General features: G+C 71.9%; 13 protein-coding genes and 2 pseudogenes. 6 read left to right on the forward strand and 9 right to left on the reverse strand.

Translation table 11 applies throughout. The features are described 5' to 3' along the window. The first annotated feature begins 42 nt into the window (after nucleotides 1–42). The 3 genes from ACWDBE_RS22720 to ACWDBE_RS22730 are packed head-to-tail and all read left to right on the forward strand — an operon-like array spanning nucleotide 43 to nucleotide 3816. On the forward strand, nucleotides 43–1827 hold the full coding sequence (locus ACWDBE_RS22720) for a beta-ketoacyl synthase N-terminal-like domain-containing protein (protein ID WP_449790577.1): 1785 nt from the start codon (nucleotides 43–45) through the stop codon (nucleotides 1825–1827). Between the two features lie 2 nt (nucleotides 1828–1829). Continuing rightward, nucleotides 1830–3080: a cytochrome P450 gene (locus ACWDBE_RS22725; protein ID WP_449808883.1), complete on the forward strand. Its 1251-nt coding sequence runs from the start codon at nucleotides 1830–1832 to the stop codon at nucleotides 3078–3080. A 40-nt stretch (nucleotides 3081–3120) separates the two neighbouring features. Further along, complete coding sequence (locus tag ACWDBE_RS22730) at nucleotides 3121–3816, forward strand: formyltransferase family protein (protein WP_449790579.1); 696 nt, start codon at nucleotides 3121–3123, stop codon at nucleotides 3814–3816. 105 nt (nucleotides 3817–3921) lie between these two features. Here ACWDBE_RS22730 and ACWDBE_RS22735 read toward each other — a convergent pair. The 8 genes and pseudogenes from ACWDBE_RS22735 to ACWDBE_RS22770 all read right to left on the reverse strand — a co-directional run. Next, a pseudogene (locus tag ACWDBE_RS22735) lies at nucleotides 3922–4131 on the reverse strand (IS30 family transposase); the annotation flags it as partial. Nucleotides 4132–4314: 183 nt separating this feature from the next. After that, on the reverse strand, nucleotides 4315–4998 hold the full coding sequence (locus tag ACWDBE_RS22740) for a thiopeptide-type bacteriocin biosynthesis protein (RefSeq protein ID WP_449808884.1): 684 nt from the start codon (nucleotides 4996–4998) through the stop codon (nucleotides 4315–4317). A gap of 22 nt (nucleotides 4999–5020) precedes the next feature. Further along, a complete protein-coding gene (locus ACWDBE_RS22745) occupies nucleotides 5021–6214 on the reverse strand; it encodes a lanthionine synthetase C family protein (RefSeq protein ID WP_449790581.1) in 1194 nt (397 codons plus the stop codon). Continuing rightward, nucleotides 6211–9285 carry a lantibiotic dehydratase gene (locus tag ACWDBE_RS22750; RefSeq protein ID WP_449808885.1) on the reverse strand — a complete coding sequence of 1025 codons (3075 nt, stop codon included), beginning with the start codon at nucleotides 9283–9285 and terminating at the stop codon, nucleotides 6211–6213. Before ACWDBE_RS22750 ends, ACWDBE_RS22745 begins: the two co-directional genes overlap by 4 nt. A gap of 82 nt (nucleotides 9286–9367) precedes the next feature. Further along, nucleotides 9368–9589 (reverse strand): FxLD family lanthipeptide, encoded by a 222-nt coding sequence (locus ACWDBE_RS22755; RefSeq protein ID WP_449808886.1) that lies wholly within the window; start codon nucleotides 9587–9589, stop codon nucleotides 9368–9370. 49 nt (nucleotides 9590–9638) lie between these two features. Next, the gene (gene fxlM / locus ACWDBE_RS22760; protein WP_449808887.1) at nucleotides 9639–10850 is read right to left on the reverse strand and encodes a methyltransferase, FxLD system; all 1212 of its coding nucleotides are present in this window, start codon (nucleotides 10848–10850) and stop codon (nucleotides 9639–9641) included. 88 nt (nucleotides 10851–10938) lie between these two features. Then, complete coding sequence (locus ACWDBE_RS22765; protein ID WP_449808922.1) at nucleotides 10939–11286, reverse strand: ATP-binding protein; 348 nt, start codon at nucleotides 11284–11286, stop codon at nucleotides 10939–10941. Between the two features lie 67 nt (nucleotides 11287–11353). Beyond that, nucleotides 11354–11563, reverse strand: coding sequence for a hypothetical protein (locus ACWDBE_RS22770; RefSeq protein ID WP_449808888.1), 210 nt, complete (start codon nucleotides 11561–11563; stop codon nucleotides 11354–11356). Between the two features lie 512 nt (nucleotides 11564–12075). Here ACWDBE_RS22770 and ACWDBE_RS22775 point away from each other — a divergent pair. Next, nucleotides 12076–13305 carry a helix-turn-helix domain-containing protein gene (locus ACWDBE_RS22775; RefSeq protein WP_449808889.1) on the forward strand — a complete coding sequence of 410 codons (1230 nt, stop codon included), beginning with the start codon at nucleotides 12076–12078 and terminating at the stop codon, nucleotides 13303–13305. A 108-nt stretch (nucleotides 13306–13413) separates the two neighbouring features. Here ACWDBE_RS22775 and ACWDBE_RS22780 read toward each other — a convergent pair. Continuing rightward, a pseudogene (locus ACWDBE_RS22780) lies at nucleotides 13414–13801 on the reverse strand (IS30 family transposase); the annotation flags it as partial. 309 nt (nucleotides 13802–14110) lie between these two features. Here ACWDBE_RS22780 and ACWDBE_RS22785 point away from each other — a divergent pair. Continuing rightward, nucleotides 14111–17503 carry a type 2 lanthipeptide synthetase LanM family protein gene (locus ACWDBE_RS22785; protein WP_449808890.1) on the forward strand — a complete coding sequence of 1131 codons (3393 nt, stop codon included), beginning with the start codon at nucleotides 14111–14113 and terminating at the stop codon, nucleotides 17501–17503. After that, complete coding sequence (locus ACWDBE_RS22790) at nucleotides 17500–19710, forward strand: peptidase domain-containing ABC transporter (protein WP_449808891.1); 2211 nt, start codon at nucleotides 17500–17502, stop codon at nucleotides 19708–19710. The genes ACWDBE_RS22785 and ACWDBE_RS22790 overlap by 4 nt, the downstream gene beginning before the upstream one ends. Nucleotides 19711–19734: the final 24 nt, after the last annotated feature.

A 19734-nucleotide genomic window follows, 5' to 3' on the forward strand; every position in this document is an offset into this window, starting at 1 on the left:
CCCACCCGAAGCCAACGAAGCCGACGGAACAGGAGCCTTCCCATGACCGACAGCCCCGAGCAGGAGTACGACCCGGGTGACGTGGCCGTCATCGGCATGTCCCTGCGGGCGCCAGGCGCCCGCACCAAGGAGGAGTTCTGGGACAACCTCGTCCACGGCCGGGAGTCCGTGTCCTTCCTGACCAAGGACGACATCCACGTCGACGAGACCCTGATCCACAGCCCGTTCTACGTACGGGCCTGCGGCGTCCTCGACACGTACGACAAGTTCGACCCGTCGGTCTTCGGCATCAGCGACCGGATGGCCGCCAGGATGACCCCGGAGAACCGGCTGTACCTGGAGAGCGCGTGGGAGTCGCTGGAGGACGGCGGCTACGACCCGGACCGGCTCAAGGCCGAGGTCGGCATGTACGGCGCCAACAACCCGCAGACCGCCGCGCAGTACAGCTCCCCGCCGGACCGGGTGTCGGTCGGCCCCGAGGCGATCGAGGCCAGCCTGGCGTGGTCGCCGGACACCATGACCTCCAACGCGCTGTACTACATGGGCCTCACCGGCGAGGCCGTCACCGTCGCCGCGGTCTGCGCGGGCTTCCACTACGCGGTGCACCTGGCCTGCCAGTCGCTGCTGCTCGGCCAGAGCGACCTGGCGATCGCCGGCGGCGCGCTGGTCCGCCTGCCGCACCCCCGCGGTCACCTCTGGGAGGAGAACCGCATCCTGTCGCGGGACGGCCACTGCCGCCCGTTCGACGCCAACGGCACCGGCACCGCGCTCTCCAGCGGCGTCGTCACCGTGCTGCTGAAGCCGCTCGGCCGGGCCGTCGCCGACCGCGACCACGTCTACGCCGTGGTCCGGGGCTCGGCCGTCAACAACAACGGCGTCAGCGCGATGGCGTACGGCCTGGCCCAGCCCGAGCGGCTGAGCGCCTGCATCGCCGCCGCCATGGAGGTGGGCGGCGTCACCCCGGACACCGTGTCCATGTACGAGGCGAACGGGCTCGGCCTGCCGATGACCGACGAACTCGAAGTGCACGCGGCGACCATGGCGTTCGGGAAGCAGACCGCGACCACCTCGATCGGCGGGGTCAAGGGCAACGTGGGCCACGGCGGCGTGGTGTCGGGCGGCTTCGGTGCCGTCAAGGCCGCGCTGGCGCTGTACCACCGGACCCTCCCGGCCACGATCAACCTGACGGAGGTCAACCCGGACCTCGACTTCCCCAGCACCCCCTTCGTGCCGCAGATCGAGGGCGCACCCTGGGACCCGGAGGCCGGCATCCGCCGCGCGGGCGTCACCTCGATCGGCGGCGGCGGCTACAACGCCCACCTGGTGCTGGAGGAGGCGCCGACGCCCGCCGAGCGCGCCCCCGAGGAGGCGGGCAGGCCGTGGCTGGCCACCCTGTCCGCCATGGACGACGACGCGCTGGCCCGTCAGCGCGCCCGGCTCAGGGAGCGGCTGGAGGCCGACCCGGGCCTGCGCCTGGACGACGTCTGCTTCACCCTCAACCTCGGCCGCAAGGTGATGGCCCGCCGGTGGGCGGCCGTGGTCCGCAGCCGCGAGGAGCTGATCGCGGCGCTGTCCGACGACGGCGCCCGCGGCCCGGCCACCTCGACCGCCGCCGCCCCGCGGACGGACCCGGGCGCCTTCTCCCGCAACGACAACGGGATCGTGCCGTCCGGCCAGGACGCACCGGCGCTCTTCGACCTGGCCGCCGCCTGGGTGGCCGGCCAGCAGGTGGACTTCGACGTCCTGCACCGGGACGGCGGCGGCCGGCGCGTGCCGCTGCCCACCTACCCGTTCCAGCCCCGCCGGTTCTGGCGTACGGACTGGTGAGCATGAAGGCGCCGACGACCACCCCCTCCCTGGACACCGTGGACCTGGGCGACCCGGCCACCTTCGCGGAGCACGACCTCGACGGGTTCTGGCGCACCCTGCGGGACACCGCGCCGCTGCACTGGAACCCGCCGGCCGGCGGCCGCCCCGGGTTCTGGGTGCTCTCCCGCTACGACGACATCATGGCCACCTACCGGGACAACGTGAACTTCACGTCCCAGCGCGGCAACGTGCTCGTCACCCTCCTGGAGGGCGGCGACGCCGCGGCCGGCAAGATGCTGGCCGTCACCGACGGGCCCCGGCACCTGGAACTGCGCAAGATCCTCCAGCGGGTGCTCTCCCCGCGGGTGCTCGACGAGGTCGCGCAGACCGTCCGGACCAACACCCGGCAGTGGATCCGCGAGGCGGTCGAGTCCGGCGGCTGCGACTTCGCGGAGCGGATCGCCAGCCGGATCCCGATGACGACGATCTCGAACCTGCTCGGCGTGCCCGAGCGGGACCGGGACTACCTGCTCTCGCTGACCAGGACCGCGCTGTCGGCGGACGACGAGGACGTCGACGAGGTCGACTCCGAGATGGCCCGCAACGAGATCCTGATGTACTTCATGGACGTCGTCGAGGAGCGGCGCGAGTCACCCGGCGAGGACGTGATCAGCATGCTGATCGGCAGCGCCATCGACGGGGTGCCGCTGTCCGACGAGGACGTCGTGCTGAACTGCTACAGCCTGATCATCGGCGGCGACGAGACCAGCCGGCTGACGATGATCGACTGCGTGCGCACCCTCGCCGCCCAGCCCGAGCAGTGGCGGCGGCTCAAGCGGGGCGAGGTCGCGGTCGAGACCGCGGTGGACGAGGTGCTCCGCTGGGCCTCGCCCACGATGCACTTCGGGCGCAGCGTCGAGCGGGAGACCGAACTGCACGGCGTACGGCTGCGGCCGGGCGAGATCGTCACGCTCTGGCACGCCTCCGGCAACCGGGACGAGCGGGTCTTCGCCCGGCCCGGGGTGTTCGACCTCGGCCGCACCCCCAACAAGCACCTGGCCTTCGGCTACGGCCCGCACTTCTGCGTCGGCTCGTACCTGGCCAAGGTGGAGATCGCCGAACTGCTCAAGGCCCTGCGGGACTTCACCGTCGGGTTCGAGCAGACCGGCGAGGCGCTGCCGATCCGGTCGAACTTCCTGACCGGGTTCTCCACCATGCCGGTGCGCTTCGAGCCCGACCGCCCCGGACTGGACGCGCCGACGGAGGCCTGAGGGACCGGCAACCACCCGACCAGCGACCGAGGGAGTGCGGATGAACATCTACATGTCAGGGCAAGGGGCGTTCGCGGTGCAGGTCGCGGAAGCCCTGCTGGACAACGGGCACAAGATCGTCGGGGCGGCCGCGCCCCGGCTGCGCAAGGGGAAGTCCGACGAGGGCGACCCGATGTCCTGGGACCGGCTGCGCGCCTGGGCGTTCCCGCGGGACATCCCCTGGACGGACTCGGCCGAACTGCGCGCGATGCACGTCCCGGACGGGGTGGACATCATCCTCGCCGCGCACTCGCACGCCTTCCTCGGCCGCCGGACGCGGGCCAGGGCCGCCGTCGCCACCATCGGGTACCACCCCAGCCTGCTGCCGCTGCACCGCGGCCGGGACGCGATCCGGTGGACCATCCGCGACGGCGACAAGGTGACGGGCGGGAGCGTCTACCACCTCACCGAGCGCACCGACGGCGGCCCGATCGCCGCCCAGGAGCACCTGTTCGTACCGCCCGGCTCGACCGCGCAGAGCCTGTGGCGCGACCACCTGGCTCCGCTCGGCGTGCGGCTGCTGCTGAAGGTGGTCGCCGACCTCGCCGCGGACCGGCGGATCGAGGTCCCCCAGGACGAGCGGCTGGCGACCTGGGAGCCCGCGATGGACACCCAGCCGCTGTTCAAGCCCGAGCTGATCGCCCTGCCGGGCTCGGTGCGGGTCGACAGCGACAAGTGGGCGCTGCACGAGTGCTGAGCTCCGCGCACCACCCGGACAACCGAAGAGGTCCGAGCAACTCAGCAGGTGCCCCCGGGTGTTCGTGGCGGTTTCTAGGGGTCGTTGCAACACGTGGTTAGTTGATCAAGCTGCGAGCAGATTGTGCAGGCGCTCGGCTGGGGTTTCCCAGCCGAGCGTTTTGCGTGGACGGCCGTTGAGTTCGGCGGCGACCGCCACGAGGTGTTCGGGGCTGTGGATGGACAGGTCGGTGCCCTTCGGAAAGTACTGCCGCAGCAGGCCGTTCGTGTTCTCGTTGCTGCCGCGCTTCCATGGACTGGCCGGGTCGCAGAAGTAGTGGTCCTGCTCAGCTCGTCGGGAGGAAATCCCAGGGCGGCGGCCGGCTCCTGGGGCTCAGGATCCCAGAACGACGGTCTTGGCTGCGAGGGCCAGGGCGCCCTGAGCGGGGTAAGGCAGCCCGATGCGGTTCCAGTGGAATATCACGTGATGAGTGATCACCGCGCGCAGGCCTCGGGTGAGTCAGCCGTCGGACCACAGCAGAGCCAGTGCGCGGCCGGCCGCTTCGAAGGCGTCCAGCCAGGACATGATGACGAGGTCTTCGGTAGCGCCGGAAACTGTGCTCAGCCCGGATCGGGGGTCGGCAACGAGGAATCGACCAACGGCCTCCCGGAACTTGTGGATCTGCTCGTTGGTCGCGCCTCCGGTGTCCGGCCGGTTCTCCGCCACGCGGGCCCACACGTCGCCTTGCTCGTACCAGTCGAGGCCCGCGCTGCGCATCAATGCCGAGCACAGCAGTACCGAGAGTTCTCGGCGGCGCTCGGGGCCGGGCAGGCGCAGGTAGTCCAGAACGTGCTGGCTGTCCTGGTGGAAGAGCCGGTGCGCGCTGTCCATGGCTTGCTGGCCGCCGAAGGCGTGGACTTCGGGCTCGTAGATCTTCTCCACCCAGCCTTGGACGGCACCGTGCTCCCTCATCTCGACCAGGGCCCTCGTCACCTGCGCCTTGGCGCTGGTCGCGACGGTCGGGGTCGTAGGGCGGTACCGCACCCGCCACTCGCCCTTGCGGATGAAGAACCAGGAGGACAGCGGCCCCGTGGCCGTCACGCGTAGCGCGTCCCCGAGGTGGCTGGCGACTGCCTGCTCGGCGCGGTGCGGGTCCGTGAACCGGATGTCCAGTTGTTTCCACAGGTCGTGGTCGTCGTTCATTTCCGTCTCCTTTCCCCGTCGGTCAGTTGAGCAGGAGGCAGCTGTCCCACCCGGTGGCCGGAGCAGTGCCGCTGGCAGTGTGCAGGGCGAGGGCGAGGCCGGCTGAGCCGTCCAGGAGTCCGGTGTGGGGAAGCTGGGGGCCGTTGACCAGGTGTGGCAGGAGGTTGGCCAACTGCTCGGTGATCGCGGCGTTGTGCGCGTCGTTGGCGATGCGCCAGCCAGTCTGGAGCAGCCCGGCCCAGCCGTGGCACAGGCCACGGTCCGTGATACGCCCAAGCTGGGCCGGGTCGGTGAGGCAGCCGAGCAGTGCAGTTTCACCGAGCCGTCGGCGGGCAGCGTCGTCGGTGGCCTGTCCGGCGAGTTGCTGCGCGCGGGCGAGCCCCGGGGTTCCGTAGCACCAGGACGGCCGCAGAGGGCCTTGCTGGTGGACGATGCCAGTTCGGTGTTCGTCCAGAGATACCCACTCCGGCCACCAAGGTCCCGTGGCGCTGTGCTGCTGCCACTGGTCCAGCCAGTCACAGATCCGGCCGATCGCTGCGGCGTGACCGGTCACTGTGATCCCGCGCTTCATGGTCAGGGCCAGCAGGGCGAGGGGCCCGGCGATCCCGTGGGCCATCCCGGTGTTCGCGTGGCCGTCGGGGAAGTGCGGCGAGGTGTCGCCGGACGGCGCCCGGTCGGTCCACCAGCCTGGTAGACCGTACGGGGGCGCGTCGATCGGATCGGTCAGCCGTACCAGGTAGGCGAGTACTTCGCGGAGCACGGGGCCGTGCGGGTCGCGGCGAAGGTGGTGTGCGCCGAGGCCGGTCAGTCCGTAGATCAGATCGAACTCGGCGAGGGCCGGACGCTCGCGGCGGCCGATGCGGGCGTGAGCCGACCTGAGCCGTTCACGAGTCAGCTCAGTGGTGGCGGAGTCCAGAGCGCTGAGCGCCCGGTCGTAGCTGCCGGGGCGGGCCGCACCGTGGAAGGTGAAGGCGAGGGCCGGGGCGCCGTAGAAGGCCGTGGCGTGTTCCCCGGTGTCCGCGCCTCCGCGGATCGATGTGGCCAGCCACTGGTGCGCGGAAACCCAGGTGCCACGGCCGGCGGCGGCGTGTTCGACCGCCAGGAGGGCGATGGCGGCGGCGCCACGGATCAGCGACTGCGGATCGAGATCGTTTCCGGCAGCGGCCCGAACCAGTTGCTCTGTGAGGTGGTCGGCAGCGGCGTCCGTCGTGCTCACCTCGGCCTCCTTCCGGTCCGGCTGATCCAGGAGAGCGCGGTTGCTCGGACAAGGCGGTTGGTCGCGCGTTCAGCGTCGCGGTCAAGGCCGTGGATGCGGATGTGGTGCAGGTGCAGCAGGCTCGGCAGCACGTCCGTCGGCTCAAGATCACCGGTCGCCGTGAGCTGGTCGCGGTAGGCCGCCAGCGCTGCGCGGCGTTCCTCCCACAGCCGGAGTACTTCGGGATCGAGCACAGCGGCGCGGGTGTCCGGGTCGGCCAGCCGCCCAGCCTCAGCGAGCACTGCCCGGTCAAGCGGCTCCTTGTGGCCGGTGCTGATGTGGTTGACGAGCCAGTTCATCCCGGTCGGGGTGTCGTCCAGGAAGGCGGTCGCCAGGTTGAGGAAGCTCGCGGCCGTCAGCGCGCCGAGGCCGGTGCCCTGGTGCCGGGCGGCCAGCTGGGCGATGGCGGCGGCGGAGTCGGCGACGAACACCTCCTCGGCGGCTGCCAGCACCTCGCCGGTACCGAAGCGGCCGGACTCGGGAAGGTAGGTGTCGAGTTGGAGACGGCTGACCACGCCCAGGCCGCGCAGCCGCTCGGCCCAAGCCCCGACCCGAGCGGCGGCGGGGCCGAAGTCCTCGGGGCTGTCGAGCGTCAGCCGCAGCCGGAGGTGGTGTTCGGGGTCGGCGTACCGGAGGAACCACCAGCGGGGTTGCTGCTCGAAGCCGTCCAGCAACTTGGGTAGGTGGGCGGTGAGGATCTGCGCTTGCCGTCCCGGGTGGCAGTACACCTTGGCGTACAACCACGTCGAGTGGCCCGGCAGGTGACCACGGACGGTCCCGGCTGCCGGGAGATGGACGGGGTGCGGCCGGGCGGGCGCGGCGGTGGAACTCAGCGGCACGACGATTTCGTGGGTCCGGCCGTCCAGCCAGCCGTCATCGTCAGGGGTGCCGGCCTCGGTCAGCACAGCTGTTTCTCGCTGGTCGAGGTGGGCGCGCAGCACTGCGAGGTGGGCGGGTTCGTCAAGATCCAGTCGGAGCTGGAGTCCGTTGTCGTCCAGCTGTACCACCCGGGGCACCCGCAGACGCGTCCGCCAGTTGTCCACCGCGGCAGCCCAACGTGGCCACGCCTCCCGGTGCTCGGGCAGGTCGGCGGGGGTGAGGGTCCAGCGGGCCGGGGAGAGCACGGTGCGGCCGAAGCGGATGCGCGGCAGGAACGGCAGTTCGTCTCCCGCGCCCCAGTAGAACGTCTGGAAGGTGGCGGTGTGGGAGCGGACGAGTTCGCACAAGAACCGGGCGATGGGCTGAGTGTGGTGGAGGAAGTCCACCGCGTTCAGCACGGTGGGCTCGATCGGGCGGCCGGTCGAGAGGGAGATGAGCCGCAGGCGTAGCCCGTTGCTGCTGACTGCCATGTCGTCCAACGCTGTGGTCCCGGTGTTGGCCGGGGTGTGCTCGGCGAGCGGGATCACGGTGGGGAGCACGGCGGGTGCGCGGTGGACGTTGCCGGTGCGCACGTACATTGGCGGCCCGGATATCTGGGCCAGCTCCGCGCCTTCGTCCATGGTCGCCAGCCTGGTGTACACGGTGGCCATCCGGTCGCGGTCGGCGGGGTCGAGCAAGTGGAGGAAGCGGCCGGCTGTTGCCCCGGCGGCCCGCATCGCGCCGACCACGACAAGCTGGAACGCGCCGCTGTCGAGAGCCGCTCGCGAGGCGGCTTGGAGATGGAACGACAGCTCGACGTGGGGCGTGGGCCGGGTGTTCTCGGCACCTTCGGCGGCGAGTTCAGCCACCGCACGGTCGTCCAGCAGGATTTCGCCTGCACCCTCGACCGCGGCGCGCTGGGCCAGGGCCAGGAGTCGGCGGTCGCGCCGGGACACGTCCGAGGCGGGTTTCTTGAGCAGCGAGTCGCGGTAGGTCGCGGGGAATCCGAGTCCGGTGTCAGCGTGAACCAGCTCGGTTACCGGCACCAGGGCGCCGGGCCCGTACCGTTCAACGAACTGCTGGTGGTACGAGCGCCACACCGGGCTGCCGAACGGGTACGGGGTCAGACGGGCCAGGGCCCCGGCGGCGGCAACGGCCTCGCGGGCGACCTCTTCCGGCAGGGTGATCGCGCAGTCCAGCCGGAGGTCCGTCATCAACGGATGCTCCGCGGTGCTGCACAGGGACCGGATGCGGTCGGCGGCCTGTCGCCGGGCGGCGTGTCGCTGGCCGGCGCTGGCGGCGGTCTTGTGCGCCGTCAAGGTCTCGCTGACCTCGCGGAGGCCGCCCAGAAGGAGGCGGGCCGGGGGAAGGTCCTTGGCGCCCGCACGCTCCAGCTGCTCCAGGAGGTGGTTGAGTGGGTCGGTGGCGGTGGCCGGCGCGTGCAGGGCGGTGATCAGGAACCGCTGCCGGACCAGCCCGGTCAGCATCGCGGTGATCGAGGTTGCCGACGCCTCAGGGAAGGCGGCGGCCAGGTGCTCGCCGAGTTGGCGCACCGTCCGTGGGCTGCGGGCAGCTGCCATCACCGCCCGGACGGGACGGCTGTGGCGCACGGCGACCTCGGCCGGGCTGATGTCCTTGTTGCCGTCGGTACTCGGTTGGACCGGCAGCACCAGGCGCCCGTCTCGCACGAAGCACAGGTTGTTCGCCATCACCGGTAGCTGCCAGAGGAGTTCGGGGATGTCCTCCAGGGTCCTGATCATCTCGTCCAGCCAGACGGCATCCGGCCTCAGTGTGGCGTGGTGCCCGTCGCTCCAGCGGATGGTGCTGCGCGATCCGAAGCCGATCGGCGCCACTCCGGCGAACAGCCCGAACGGAGTGGCGCGGCTGGTGAGCCTGAGCAGGTACCGGACGGTGGACAGCACGGTCCGGCGCACCTGCCTCTCGTCCAACGGCCGACCTGCACAAATCTGTTGAAGCCGTTCGGCGAGCCCTGGACTGGCCACCTCAATGGCTTCGGCAACCGTCGGGAGTGCCCAGACCTGGTGCAGCCAGTCCTGCCAACTCTCGACCTGACCGGGCGTTCGATCGCCGCCCGGCTGCGGCCATGGCGGCAGCCGCAGACCGGACGGATGGGAGACGGCCCGGATCAGGGCCGCATCGACGTACGCGTACAAGGTGCCACCTCGGTTCTCCGCAGCCCCGGCCCGGTGCTCCTAGGAGCACCGGGCCGGGGCGTGACCAGTCGGTTCAGGTAGATCAGGCGATGATCAGACCGCCCTCGCCACCACCGCCCTCGCCACCGTTGCCGCGGCCACCGCCGTTGCCGCCCCCGCCACCGGCGCCGCTGGCGCACGCCGGGCAGGTGCTGCCGCAACCGTCGTCGGTGCTGCGCATGATCGCCGTCAGCACGCCGGTGTTGCGGACGATCGACACGTCCAAGTCGAACTCGGTCGTGCTGTCCATGACCTTGTTGGCCATAGTTGATCCCCTCCTTGCAGAGTTGGTGATCAGGAACACCTGGTCCGCGTCAGGACCAGGAGACTGTGAACCGGGTGTGCTTCTTGTCGATGACCAGGCCCCCGGGAAGCCGGTCGTCGGAGGTGCCCGCCGGGTAGGCGGTGATGATCGGGGCCGACCCGTTGCGGTGGCGGCCGTCCCAGGCGCTGATCTGTTCGACCACCCTGACGGCCAGGTGCTCGGCATCGGGGCCGTGCCCGTACACGCCGAACTCGTGACGGTCCGGGCCCAGCTGCCGCAGCACCACGTAGGCGAAGGTGCCCCCACTGAACACCGCCGAGCTTCCCCACGGCCGTGCCTGCACGATCCCGGCACCAACGGCGGAGTCGTGCGCCATCAGCAGACAGAAGCCGGGCAGCGTCGTGGCGAGGAACATGTCCAGGTCATCGAACGGCTCCTGGTCGCCGACCGTGACCCCGGACCACCGCTCGACCCGGGGCTGCTTCAACGCGGCTGCCAGAAGTGCCCCGTCGGCCTGCTGCCCGTTATCCACCCGCAGTGCCACGGTGTCCTCGTGCAGGTAGACGACCTCCTCGCCGAAAGCTCCGGCCCCCTGCATCGCGACGAAGCCGGCCCGCTCGATCGACCGGCTCACCAGACTGCCGCTGTCCAGCTGGAAGGCCACGGATCGGTTGAGGCTGCGCACCCTGATCGGGACGACGATCCGGCCGCCCGGCGCCAACTGCTCCCACCAGGCGGGAGGCAGGTCCCAGGCTCCGACGGTCACCACGATGCGGTCATACGGAGCGTGCTCCGGGACGCCGAACTCGCCGTCGGCGAGCACTACGTTCACCCGCGCGTACCCGGCCTGCGGCAGGAACCGCCTGGCGCGGTCGATGACGAACGGGTCGATGTCCATGGTGGTGACCTCGCCGGCCTCGCCGACCAGTTCCGCGAGGTACGCGGCGTTCACCCCGCCCGAGCCGATCTCCAGCACCCGCATGCCCGACTGAATATCAGCCTGCTCCAGCATGAACGCCTGGATGCGGGGGGCGGAGACGGTGCTGATCGCCAGCCCGCGTTCGTCGCGTTTGGTCACAATGGGCTGGTTGGAGTAGATCTCCTCCATGGGGGCCTCGGGGGCGAAGAGGTGGCGCGGGACCGTGCGGAACGCGTCCGCCACCCGGTCGGAACGGATCGCGTTCAGGTCGCGCAGTTGGTTGATGAGAGCCGCGCTCAGCGACTCGGCGAAAGTGACGGTCTTGTCACTGTCAGTGGTCATGTCCGGGAGCTTAGACACTGTGGTTCCTTCGGTTGAGCGCTTGCAGAAGAACCTTCGTGGTACAAGGAACTTGCCGTGTGGCGCGAAGTCAGCGGATCTTGAGAGTCGCGTGCACGGTCTTGCCGCGAGGGTCGAGGTCGGCGCCCCAACAACCCTTGGCCAGGCGGTTGACCAGCGCCATCCCACGGTGCCCTTCGTCTTCGTTTCCGGCCTGGATCGCCATCGGCAGCGTGCGGGAGCCGTCGCGAACGGAAATCCGGACGGCGCCGGCGTCGATATGGCGGATGCGGACCCGCATCGTCGTCAGGCGGCGGGTGTGTCGGGCGGCGTTGGCGACCAGCTCCGAAAGGATCAGCTCAGCAGTTCCGGTCAGATCGCCAAGGTCCCATTCGCGGAGTTTCCCGCGCCCCGGACGCCGGGCGACGCCGGCCGGTATTTCAGGTCAGCGGTCGCCGGCTGCTTCGCCACCAGGTCCACGAGTTCCTGGGGCGCCATGGCGGTGTTCACCGGGCTGCCCGGCACGCGGCCCGTCTGCGCCGTCCCGCCGCGAGCTGTGACAGCACCGACTTCCGCCGCTTGGCTCTGGTCAGGTTCTCCGCAAAGATCTCGCGGCCGTCGTGATCGGCGACCCAGATGCCCCAGGAGTGCCAGCCGGACGCGGCCTCGATCAGCTCCTGACGCCGGATCTGCTGATCCGCCGAGAGCCTGCTCACGCCGCACCCCCATACCGGATCTCCCGCACCACGGCGCACGGCCACGGCTCTTCGCACCGGTCGCACCGGCCGTAGTTCGCGCGGTGCTCGTCCAGGAGAATCCGGTCCGCGGTCGCGGGGGGTGACCTCCTCACGGTGCACCGTGCGGCGCATCGGCGACGGGTTCGCGGCCGACAGTGTCGCGGCCCCGTTCAAGCTCCACGGGTGCGGTCTGTCGCGGGCAGAATCAGCGCTGGTCACGATCGCTCCTTTCGCCGGGTAATTGGCGGTCCGCCGATGACGGGGGCACCGACGGGCTGCCGCAGCAGCTCAACGTCCGGAGTCCAAAGAGGGGTTGGTCTCCCTCTGCCGAGCGGCATGCACCAACCAAACCGCGTGACGCACCGCCAGGAAACGGTGTCTCCGCGTAACTTCGTGATCGCTTCTCGTGAACTAATACGCCGTGTAGTAGTTCGCCGTGATCAGCGCCGGAAAGGGGTACCGTCCCCCATGACGACAGGGGGTCGGGAACCATGAGCGGAGAGCCGACGATCGGCGAGAACCTTGCCCGGCTGCGCAACCAGGCCGGGCTGACCCAAGAAGAACTCCACACCAAGTCGGGTGTGAGCGTCGCCACCATCCGGGCCCTGGAGCAGAACCAGCGCACCACGGCGTTGATGGGCACGATCTCCAAGCTCGCCACCGCACTGGACGTGAACCGGTCCAGCTTGCTCGGCCAACGCGAGACGCTGCACCAGGACGACGGCCGACGCGACGAGAGCGTGTCCGCGCTGCGGCGCGTGATCCACCCCATCGCCTTCCTTCCGGTCACCATCGTGGAGGCCCCGCCGCTGTCCGAGCTGGACCGCTCGATCACCGATGCGTGGGAGACCTACCACCGCGGCGAGTTCGCCGACCTGGTCGCCGACCTGCCCGTCCTGCTCGAAGGGGTCCGCGCAGCTGTGCGCGACGCTGGAGGAGCCGACCGCCGCAAGGCTCGCGCCGCGCTCTCCCTCGCCTACCAGGTCGCCGCCCAGGCCGCCGGACACCTCGGTCAAGACGACCTTGCCCGCTCGGCGATCGAGTACGCCATGGCCGAAGCCGACCTGGCGGAAGACCGGGTGCTGATCGCCGGGGCTCGCAACGCCCTTTCCTGGGTGCTGCTGCGGCAGAACGAGGGGAAGCTGGCCGGCCTGGTCGCCACCGCCGCCGCCGACGAGCTGAACCCGCGGTTCACCCGCGACAATTATGCGGCCGTGCGGATGTGGGGCAGGCTGCGGCTGTCGGCCGCCACCTCGGCGTCCAGGCAGGACGACTACCAGGCGGCGAAGGAGATGCTGGCGGACGCCAAGCGGTGCACGACGGTGGTGGACGTGGACGCGATGGACTACCTCCACGGGGGCCACCACGCGGCCTTCGGCCCGTCGAAGGTGGCCATGGTGATGACCGAGGTGGCCATGTCCCAGCACAAGCCCGCAGACGCGCTCAAGGCTGCCCGCTCGGTCTCGCCGACGCCGAGGATTCCACCGATGACGCGCGGCCGTCACCTCCTGGACGTGGCTCACGCCCAGACCTGGCAGGAGCAGTACGGCGACGCGGTGGCGACCATGAACCGCGTGTATGGGATGGCCCCGGAGTGGCTGCGCTACCAGGTGCTCGGCCGCGAGGTGATCAGGCAGGTCCAGGAGAACAAGGGACGTCGCCAACTGGCGGGGCTCGCTCAGCTGGCCCGTCATGTCGGCCTGGCCGGACGGAACCGCTGACACCTCGAATCCGGAGCGGACGAGCGGGCGACGGCGTGAGTCCGGAAACGACGAAGCCCCCCGCCTCGGGGCGGTTTCCAGGGGTCGTTGCAACACGTGGTTAGTTGATCAAGCGGCGAGCAGATTGTGCAGGCGCTCGGCTGGGTTTTCCCAGCCGAGCGTTTTGTGTGGACGGCCATTGAGCTCGGCGGTGACCGCCACGAGGTGTTCGGGGCTGTGGATGGACAGGTCGGTGCCCTTCGGGAAGTACTGCCGCAGCAGGCCGTTCGTGTTCTCGTTGCTGCCGCGCTGCCTTGGACTGGCCGGGTCGCAGATGCAGACCGGGATGCCGGTGGTGACCGTGAAGGAGCCGTGCGCGACCATCTCCGCGCCCTGGCCCCAGGTCAGCGAGCGCACCAAGTGGGCGAGCAGTGTCTGGACGGTTTCCACGAGGGGCGTCGCGCACGTGCTCGGCGGTGCGGCCGTTCGGCAGGTGCAGGAGCATCACGTAGCGGGTGTGGCAACGACCGCTGGGACCCAAGCGTCCCGGGGGCGCCTGCGCGCGTTCCGCCAGGTCACGCCGTCCGGCGCGGCCGGGCCGGCCTTGGCAGCTGAGATAAATGGCTTGGGCATGGCTATTCACACCACTTGACGGGCCGTCACGGAGCAAGCAGACTCACTTCGCGGCCATCAGCTCATGTGAATCGATCGGGCACTGATCGAGCACTCTCATTCACAACAGCTGAGCCAGCTCCTCTCCCTCCGGTACCGCGCCAATCCCGTCCGGCCCCCGGATCGTCCGCCCTCCGCGTCCCAGGAGTTCAGCATGCCCTCGAAGACCCCGCCCGATGCCGCGGACACCGCCGCCCCCTGGTCACGCGTCGACCGCGCACCGCTGACCGGCAGCTGGTGGGCGCGCGGCCTGTGGCTCGCCGAGCGCCTGACCGCCGACGGCGAACCGCCCGCCCCGGTGCCCGACAGCCCGGCCGAGGGCAGCCTCGGCTGGCGCGCCGACCGCCGGCTGGCCCGCTGGCGCTCGGCGTTCCCCGACCACACCCCGGACACCGCCGACGCCCAGGCCCGGGCCCTCGGCATCGACCCGCCGCTGCTGCGCCGGCTGCTCGCCGAACACCCCGACAGCCTGGCCTCCCGGACCGCCAAACCGGACTGGGCCCGGTTCGTCGAGGACGTCATGGCGCGCGCCGCACAACGGCCGCCGACGCCCGACGAGGCGCACCGCGGCGAGCCCGGCGACGAGCACGACGCGGCCCCCGGCGACCAACACCAGCACGGCTTCGCCGACTTCGCGGTCCTCGTCGAACCCTTCCTCACCGAGGCCCACCGCCTGCTGGCGGCCTCCGACCCCGCCTCCACCCCCGCCGGGAACGCCACCGCCGACCCGGCCGAGGACGCCCGCACGGCGGTCCGGCGCTCGCTCACCGACAGCCTGCGGGACCAGCTGGTCTCCTCGCTCGGCCGCACCCTGGTCCTGGAACTCCACGTGGCCCGGCTCTCCGGCCAGTTGGCCGGCGACACCCCGCGCGAACGCTTCCGCTCCTTCGTCGCCTGGCAGCGACAGCCCGAGCGGCTGGCCGCGCTCCTCGACGAATACGCCGTCCTGGCCCGGCTGTTGGCGTCCGTCACCGCGAACGCCGTCCACGCGCACCGGGAGTTCCTCGACCGCTTCACCGCCGACCGGCCGTCACTCGTCGAGCGGCTCTTCGACGGGCGCGACCCCGGCGAGCTGACCGACGTCCGGATGGGCCACGGCGACGGCCACGAGGCGGGCCGCTCGGTCGCGCTGCTGACCTTCTCCTCCGGCGCCCGGCTGGTGTACAAGCCCCGGCCGCTGGCCGTCCACGAGCACTTCAACGCGGTGGTCGACTGGTACGACACCGCCCTGCCGGACCTCGGCCTGGGCACCGTGGCGGTGTGGGACCGCGGCGAGTACGGCTGGATCGAGTTCGTGGAGCCGACGCCCTGCGCCGACCACGCGGCGGCCGAACGGTTCTACCACCGCCTCGGAGCGCTGCTCGCCCTGCTCTACGCGCTCGCCGCCACCGACTTCCACTTCGAGAACGTGATCGCCGTGGGGGAACAGCCGATCGCGGTCGACCTGGAGTCGCTGTTCCACGTGGGCGTGCCCCACCTGAGCGGCAGCCCGCTGGTCGACGACGACCCGGCGCAGCACCTGCTCGCCCACTCGGTGCAGCGGGTGGGCCTGCTGCCCTCGGTGCTGGTCGGCGACGGCGGCGCGGTGCTGGACGTCGGCGGGATGGGCGCCGACAAGGGCGCCGTACTGCCCTTCAAGATGCCCGCCTGGGAGGACGGCGGCACCGACGGGATGCGCCTGACCCGGGTGCAGCGCGCCTTCGGGGGCAGCGCGAACCGGCCGAGCCTGGACGGCCGGGACGTCGACCCGGCGAACCACCTGCCGTCCCTGCGCGCCGGGTTCGAGGCCGGCTACCGGACGATCGCCGCCCACCGCGAGGCACTGCTCGCGCCCGACGGCCCGCTGGAGCGGTTCCGGGAGGACACCGTCCGCACCATCGTCCGCGCCACCCGCGTCTACGCCCACCTGCTGAGCGAGAGCACCCACCCGGACGTCACCCGGGACGCGCTCGACCGCGACCGGGTGCTCGGGCTGATCTTCGCCCAGTCCGCCGAGAACCCGGCGCTCCGGTCGCTGCTGGCGCTGGAGGCCGAGGACCTCTGGAGCGGCGACGTCCCGCTGTTCCGCGCCGTCGTCGGCTCCCGCGACCTGCACACCCACCGCGGGCACTCGCTGCCGCGGGCGCTGCCCGAGTCCGGGCTCGACCGGGCCCGGCGGATCATCGCCGCCATGGACGAGCACGACCTCGCCACCCAGGACTGGATCATCCGGGCGGCCTTCGCCGCCCGCGCCACCAACCCGCCGGCGGGCGGACCGGAATCCGCGGCCACCGCCACCCGGCCGGCCCGGCCCGCCCCGGCCGACCCCGACCGCTCCCCCGCCGAGCGCGCCCTGCGCCTCGCCCGGTCCGTCGCCGACCGCCTGATGGCCGACGCGCGCCACACCGGCACACGGACCGGCTGGCTCGGGCTCGACCTGGCCCGGGACCAGTGGCGGGTCACCGCCCTGCGCGACGACCTGTACGGCGGCTACCCCGGCCCGGCGCTGTTCCTCGCCCAGCTCGCCTCCGTCACCGGGGAGGAGCGCTACGCCCAGTGGGCCCGCCGCGTCCTGGCACCGTTCCCGGAGCACCTCGCGCACGCGCTGCACCGCACCCCGAAGCGGACCTGGGGGGCGTTCGGCGGGCTGTCCGGCACCGCCTACGCGCTGGACTGCGCCGCCGTCCTGCTCGACGACCCCGCGCTGGCGCAGCCCGTACCGGAGCTGCTCACCGCGGCCGCCCGCGGCCTCGACGACGACCGGCAGCTCGACCTGATCGGCGGCGCCGCCGGCTGCCTCGCCGTGGCCGAGGCCCTGGTGCGGCGGCACGGCAGCGCCGCGCGGGACTGCGCCCGGCGCTGCGCCCGACTGCTGGTGGAGAAGGCCGAGCCGCATCCCGGCGGCACCGTCTCCTGGCGCACCCCGCTGACCGGCGAACGACCGCTGCTGGGGCTGTCCCACGGCGCCGGCGGGATCGGCTGGGCACTGCTGCGCCACGCCGCCCGCACCGGGGACGCGGACGCGCTGCGCACCGGGCGGGCCGCCCTGGCCTACGAGGAGGACGGCTTCGACCCCGAGCTCGACAACTGGCCGGACTTCCGGGAGCAGACCCCCAGGCCCTGGCAGGCCACCCCGCCCCCGGGCACCATCGCCCACGTGCACGCCTGGTGCCACGGCGCCCCGGGCATCGGACTGCTCCGGGCCGACCTGCCCGCCGCGGTCCGCACCCCGGCGAACGACCGGGCCCTGCTGCGCGCCGTACGCTCGACCGCCGCCTTCGGCCAGGACGGCAACGACAGCCTCTGCCACGGCGGGCTGGGCAATCTGGAGCTGTTCGCCGCGGCCGCCCGCGCCGGCGTCGCGCGGGCCGGGGACCACTTCCGGCGGACCCGCGACACCCTGCTGGCCGGGATCGAGGAGCGCGGCCCGGTCTGCGGCACCCCCGGCGGCATCCCCACGCCCGGTCTGATGACCGGCCTGGCCGGCATCGGCCACGGCCTGCTGCGGATCGCCGCACCCGACCGCGTCGCCCCCGTGCTCCTGCTCGCGCCGCAGGAGGCCCCGTGACCTCCCCGTCCGACGCCGCCCGGACCCGCCCCCGGCGACGCGCCCACCGCGTGCCGCTGCGGCTCCAGTTCACCCGCACCGAGTGCGCCGCGGCCTGCCTGGCCATGGTGCTCAGCCACTACGGACGCGACTCCACGGTGGCCGACTGCCGCCCGCTGCTCGGCGCCGGACGCGACGGCGCTTCGGTGGCCGTACTCGTCGACGCGGCGCGGCGGGTCGGCCTGACCGTCCGCGTCGACCGCGGACCGGCCGCCCTGGAACGACCGCTGCGCGGCCCGGTGATCGCCTACCTGAGGACCCATCACTTCGTCGTCCTGGAACGAGTCGACCGCCGATCCGTCCGGCTGGTCGACCCGGCCGGCGGACGCCGCCAGATCTCCCGGCGGGACTTCGACGAGCTGTTCGGCGACGTGGCCGTCGCCCTGGAACCGGGCGAGCACTTCGAGGAGCGACACACTCCGCTGCGCGACCGTCCGATGGTGCGCTACCTGCGGCGCTTCCTCACCGCCCCGGGCGGCCGCTCGCTGCTCGCCCTGACCGCCCTGGTCACCGGAGGGCTGCAACTGCTCGGCCTGGCCGTCCCGTTGCTCACCCGCACCGTGGTGGACACGCTGCTGCCGCAGCACCGCACCGGCCTGCCCGTCCTGCTGGCGCTGTCCGCCGTCGGCATCGCCCTGCTCACCGGGCTGCTCACCGCGCTGCGCGCGCTGGCCCTGCTCGCGCTGCGCCGGCGCGGCGACCTGGTGCTGACCCGCTCCTTCGTCGAGCACCTCTTCCGGCTGCCGCTGCAGTTCTTCCTCGAGCGTGGACGCGGCGACCTGCTGATGCGCATGTCCAGCGTCTCCAGCACCCGGGAGACCATGACCCAGCAGCTGATGACCGTCGCCCTGGACGGCGTCCTGCTGGTCGGCTACCTGGTCGCCGTGGTGCTGCTGCAGCCCCTGTACCTGCTCGCCGTCGCCCCGCTGTTCCTGCTGCAGCTGTTCCTGGTCCTCCAGTCCCACCGCCGGCTGCGTAACCTCGCCCAACTGGAGCTGGTGGCGCGGGCGGAGGAGCAGAGCTACCTGGTCGAGGCGCTGGAGGCGATCCTGCCGCTCAAGGCGAACGGCGTGGAGGGCCGCGCCGTGGAGCACTGGCAGGGGCTGTTCACCCGCTACCAGGGCGCGATGCTGCGGCGCGGCCGCGCCACCGCCCGGCTCTCCGGGGCCCAGCGGGCGATGACCTCGCTCGGCCCGCTGCTGATGCTCGGCGTCGGCGCCTGGATGGTCATGACCGGCCGCTCCACCCTGGGCACCATGCTGGCCGCGAACAGCCTGGTGCTGTCCCTGCTGGCACCGCTGGAGACCCTGTCCACCACCGGCCAGCTCTACCTCACCGTCAACGCCCAGGTGGAACGCCTCTTCGACGTCCTGGACGCACCCACGGAGACCGGCGGCGGGCTGCGGCTCGCGTCGGACCGGGCCACCGCCGTCGACGTCCACGCGCTGACGTTCCGTTACCAGGCGTCCGGGGCGCCGGCCCTCAGCGGGATCGACCTGTCCGTCGCCGCCGGCGGCAAGCTGGGCATCGTCGGCAGGACCGGCTCCGGCAAGAGCACCCTGGCCCTGCTGCTGCTCGGCCTGCTGCGGCCCGAGGAGGGGACGGTACGGCACGACGGCGTGCCGATCGACCGGCTCGACCTGGCCGACCTGCGTGCCCACTGCGGCGCCGTCCTCCAGGAGTTGAGCCTCTTCGGCGGCAGCATCAGGGACAACCTGACCCTCGGCCGGCCCGACGCCGAGGACGCCGAGGTGATCCGGGCCGCGCGGATCGCCGGACTGCACGAGGACGTGCTGGCCCTGCCGATGGGCTACGACACGCCCGTCGGCGAGAGCGGCTCGGCCCTCTCCGCCGGGCAGCGCCAACGGGTCGCCCTGGCCCGGGCGCTGGTGCACCGGCCCCGGCTGCTGCTGCTCGACGAGGCGACCAGCCACCTCGACCCGCAGACCGAACGCCACGTCGACGGCGCGCTCGCCGAACTCGCCGTCACCCGGATCGTCGTCTCCCACCGGCTCAACGCCGTGCGCAACGCCGACCAGATCCTCGTCCTCGAACACGGCCGGATCGTCCAACGCGGCCGCCACGACGAGCTGATCGAGCAGGACGGCGTCTACCGCTCGCTGTTCGGCGCGGCCGACAGCGACGTACGCCCCGCCCCGAGCCACTGAATCCGACGGGCCCGACGCCCGTCC

This window comes from Kitasatospora sp. NPDC001132 (assembly GCF_053598415.1).

Coding starts and splice junctions, on each gene's coding strand:
- ACWDBE_RS22785 (WP_449808890.1), top strand. CDS start 14,111: ATGCCCTCGAAGACCCCGCCCGATGCCGCGGACACCGCCGCCCCCTGG.
- ACWDBE_RS22725 (WP_449808883.1), top strand. CDS start 1,830: ATGAAGGCGCCGACGACCACCCCCTCCCTGGACACCGTGGACCTGGGC.
- ACWDBE_RS22775 (WP_449808889.1), top strand. CDS start 12,076: ATGAGCGGAGAGCCGACGATCGGCGAGAACCTTGCCCGGCTGCGCAAC.
- ACWDBE_RS22730 (WP_449790579.1), top strand. CDS start 3,121: ATGAACATCTACATGTCAGGGCAAGGGGCGTTCGCGGTGCAGGTCGCG.
- fxlM (WP_449808887.1), bottom strand. CDS start 10,850: ATGACCACTGACAGTGACAAGACCGTCACTTTCGCCGAGTCGCTGAGC.
- ACWDBE_RS22755 (WP_449808886.1), bottom strand. CDS start 9,589: ATGGCCAACAAGGTCATGGACAGCACGACCGAGTTCGACTTGGACGTG.
- ACWDBE_RS22720 (WP_449790577.1), top strand. CDS start 43: ATGACCGACAGCCCCGAGCAGGAGTACGACCCGGGTGACGTGGCCGTC.
- ACWDBE_RS22740 (WP_449808884.1), bottom strand. CDS start 4,998: ATGAACGACGACCACGACCTGTGGAAACAACTGGACATCCGGTTCACG.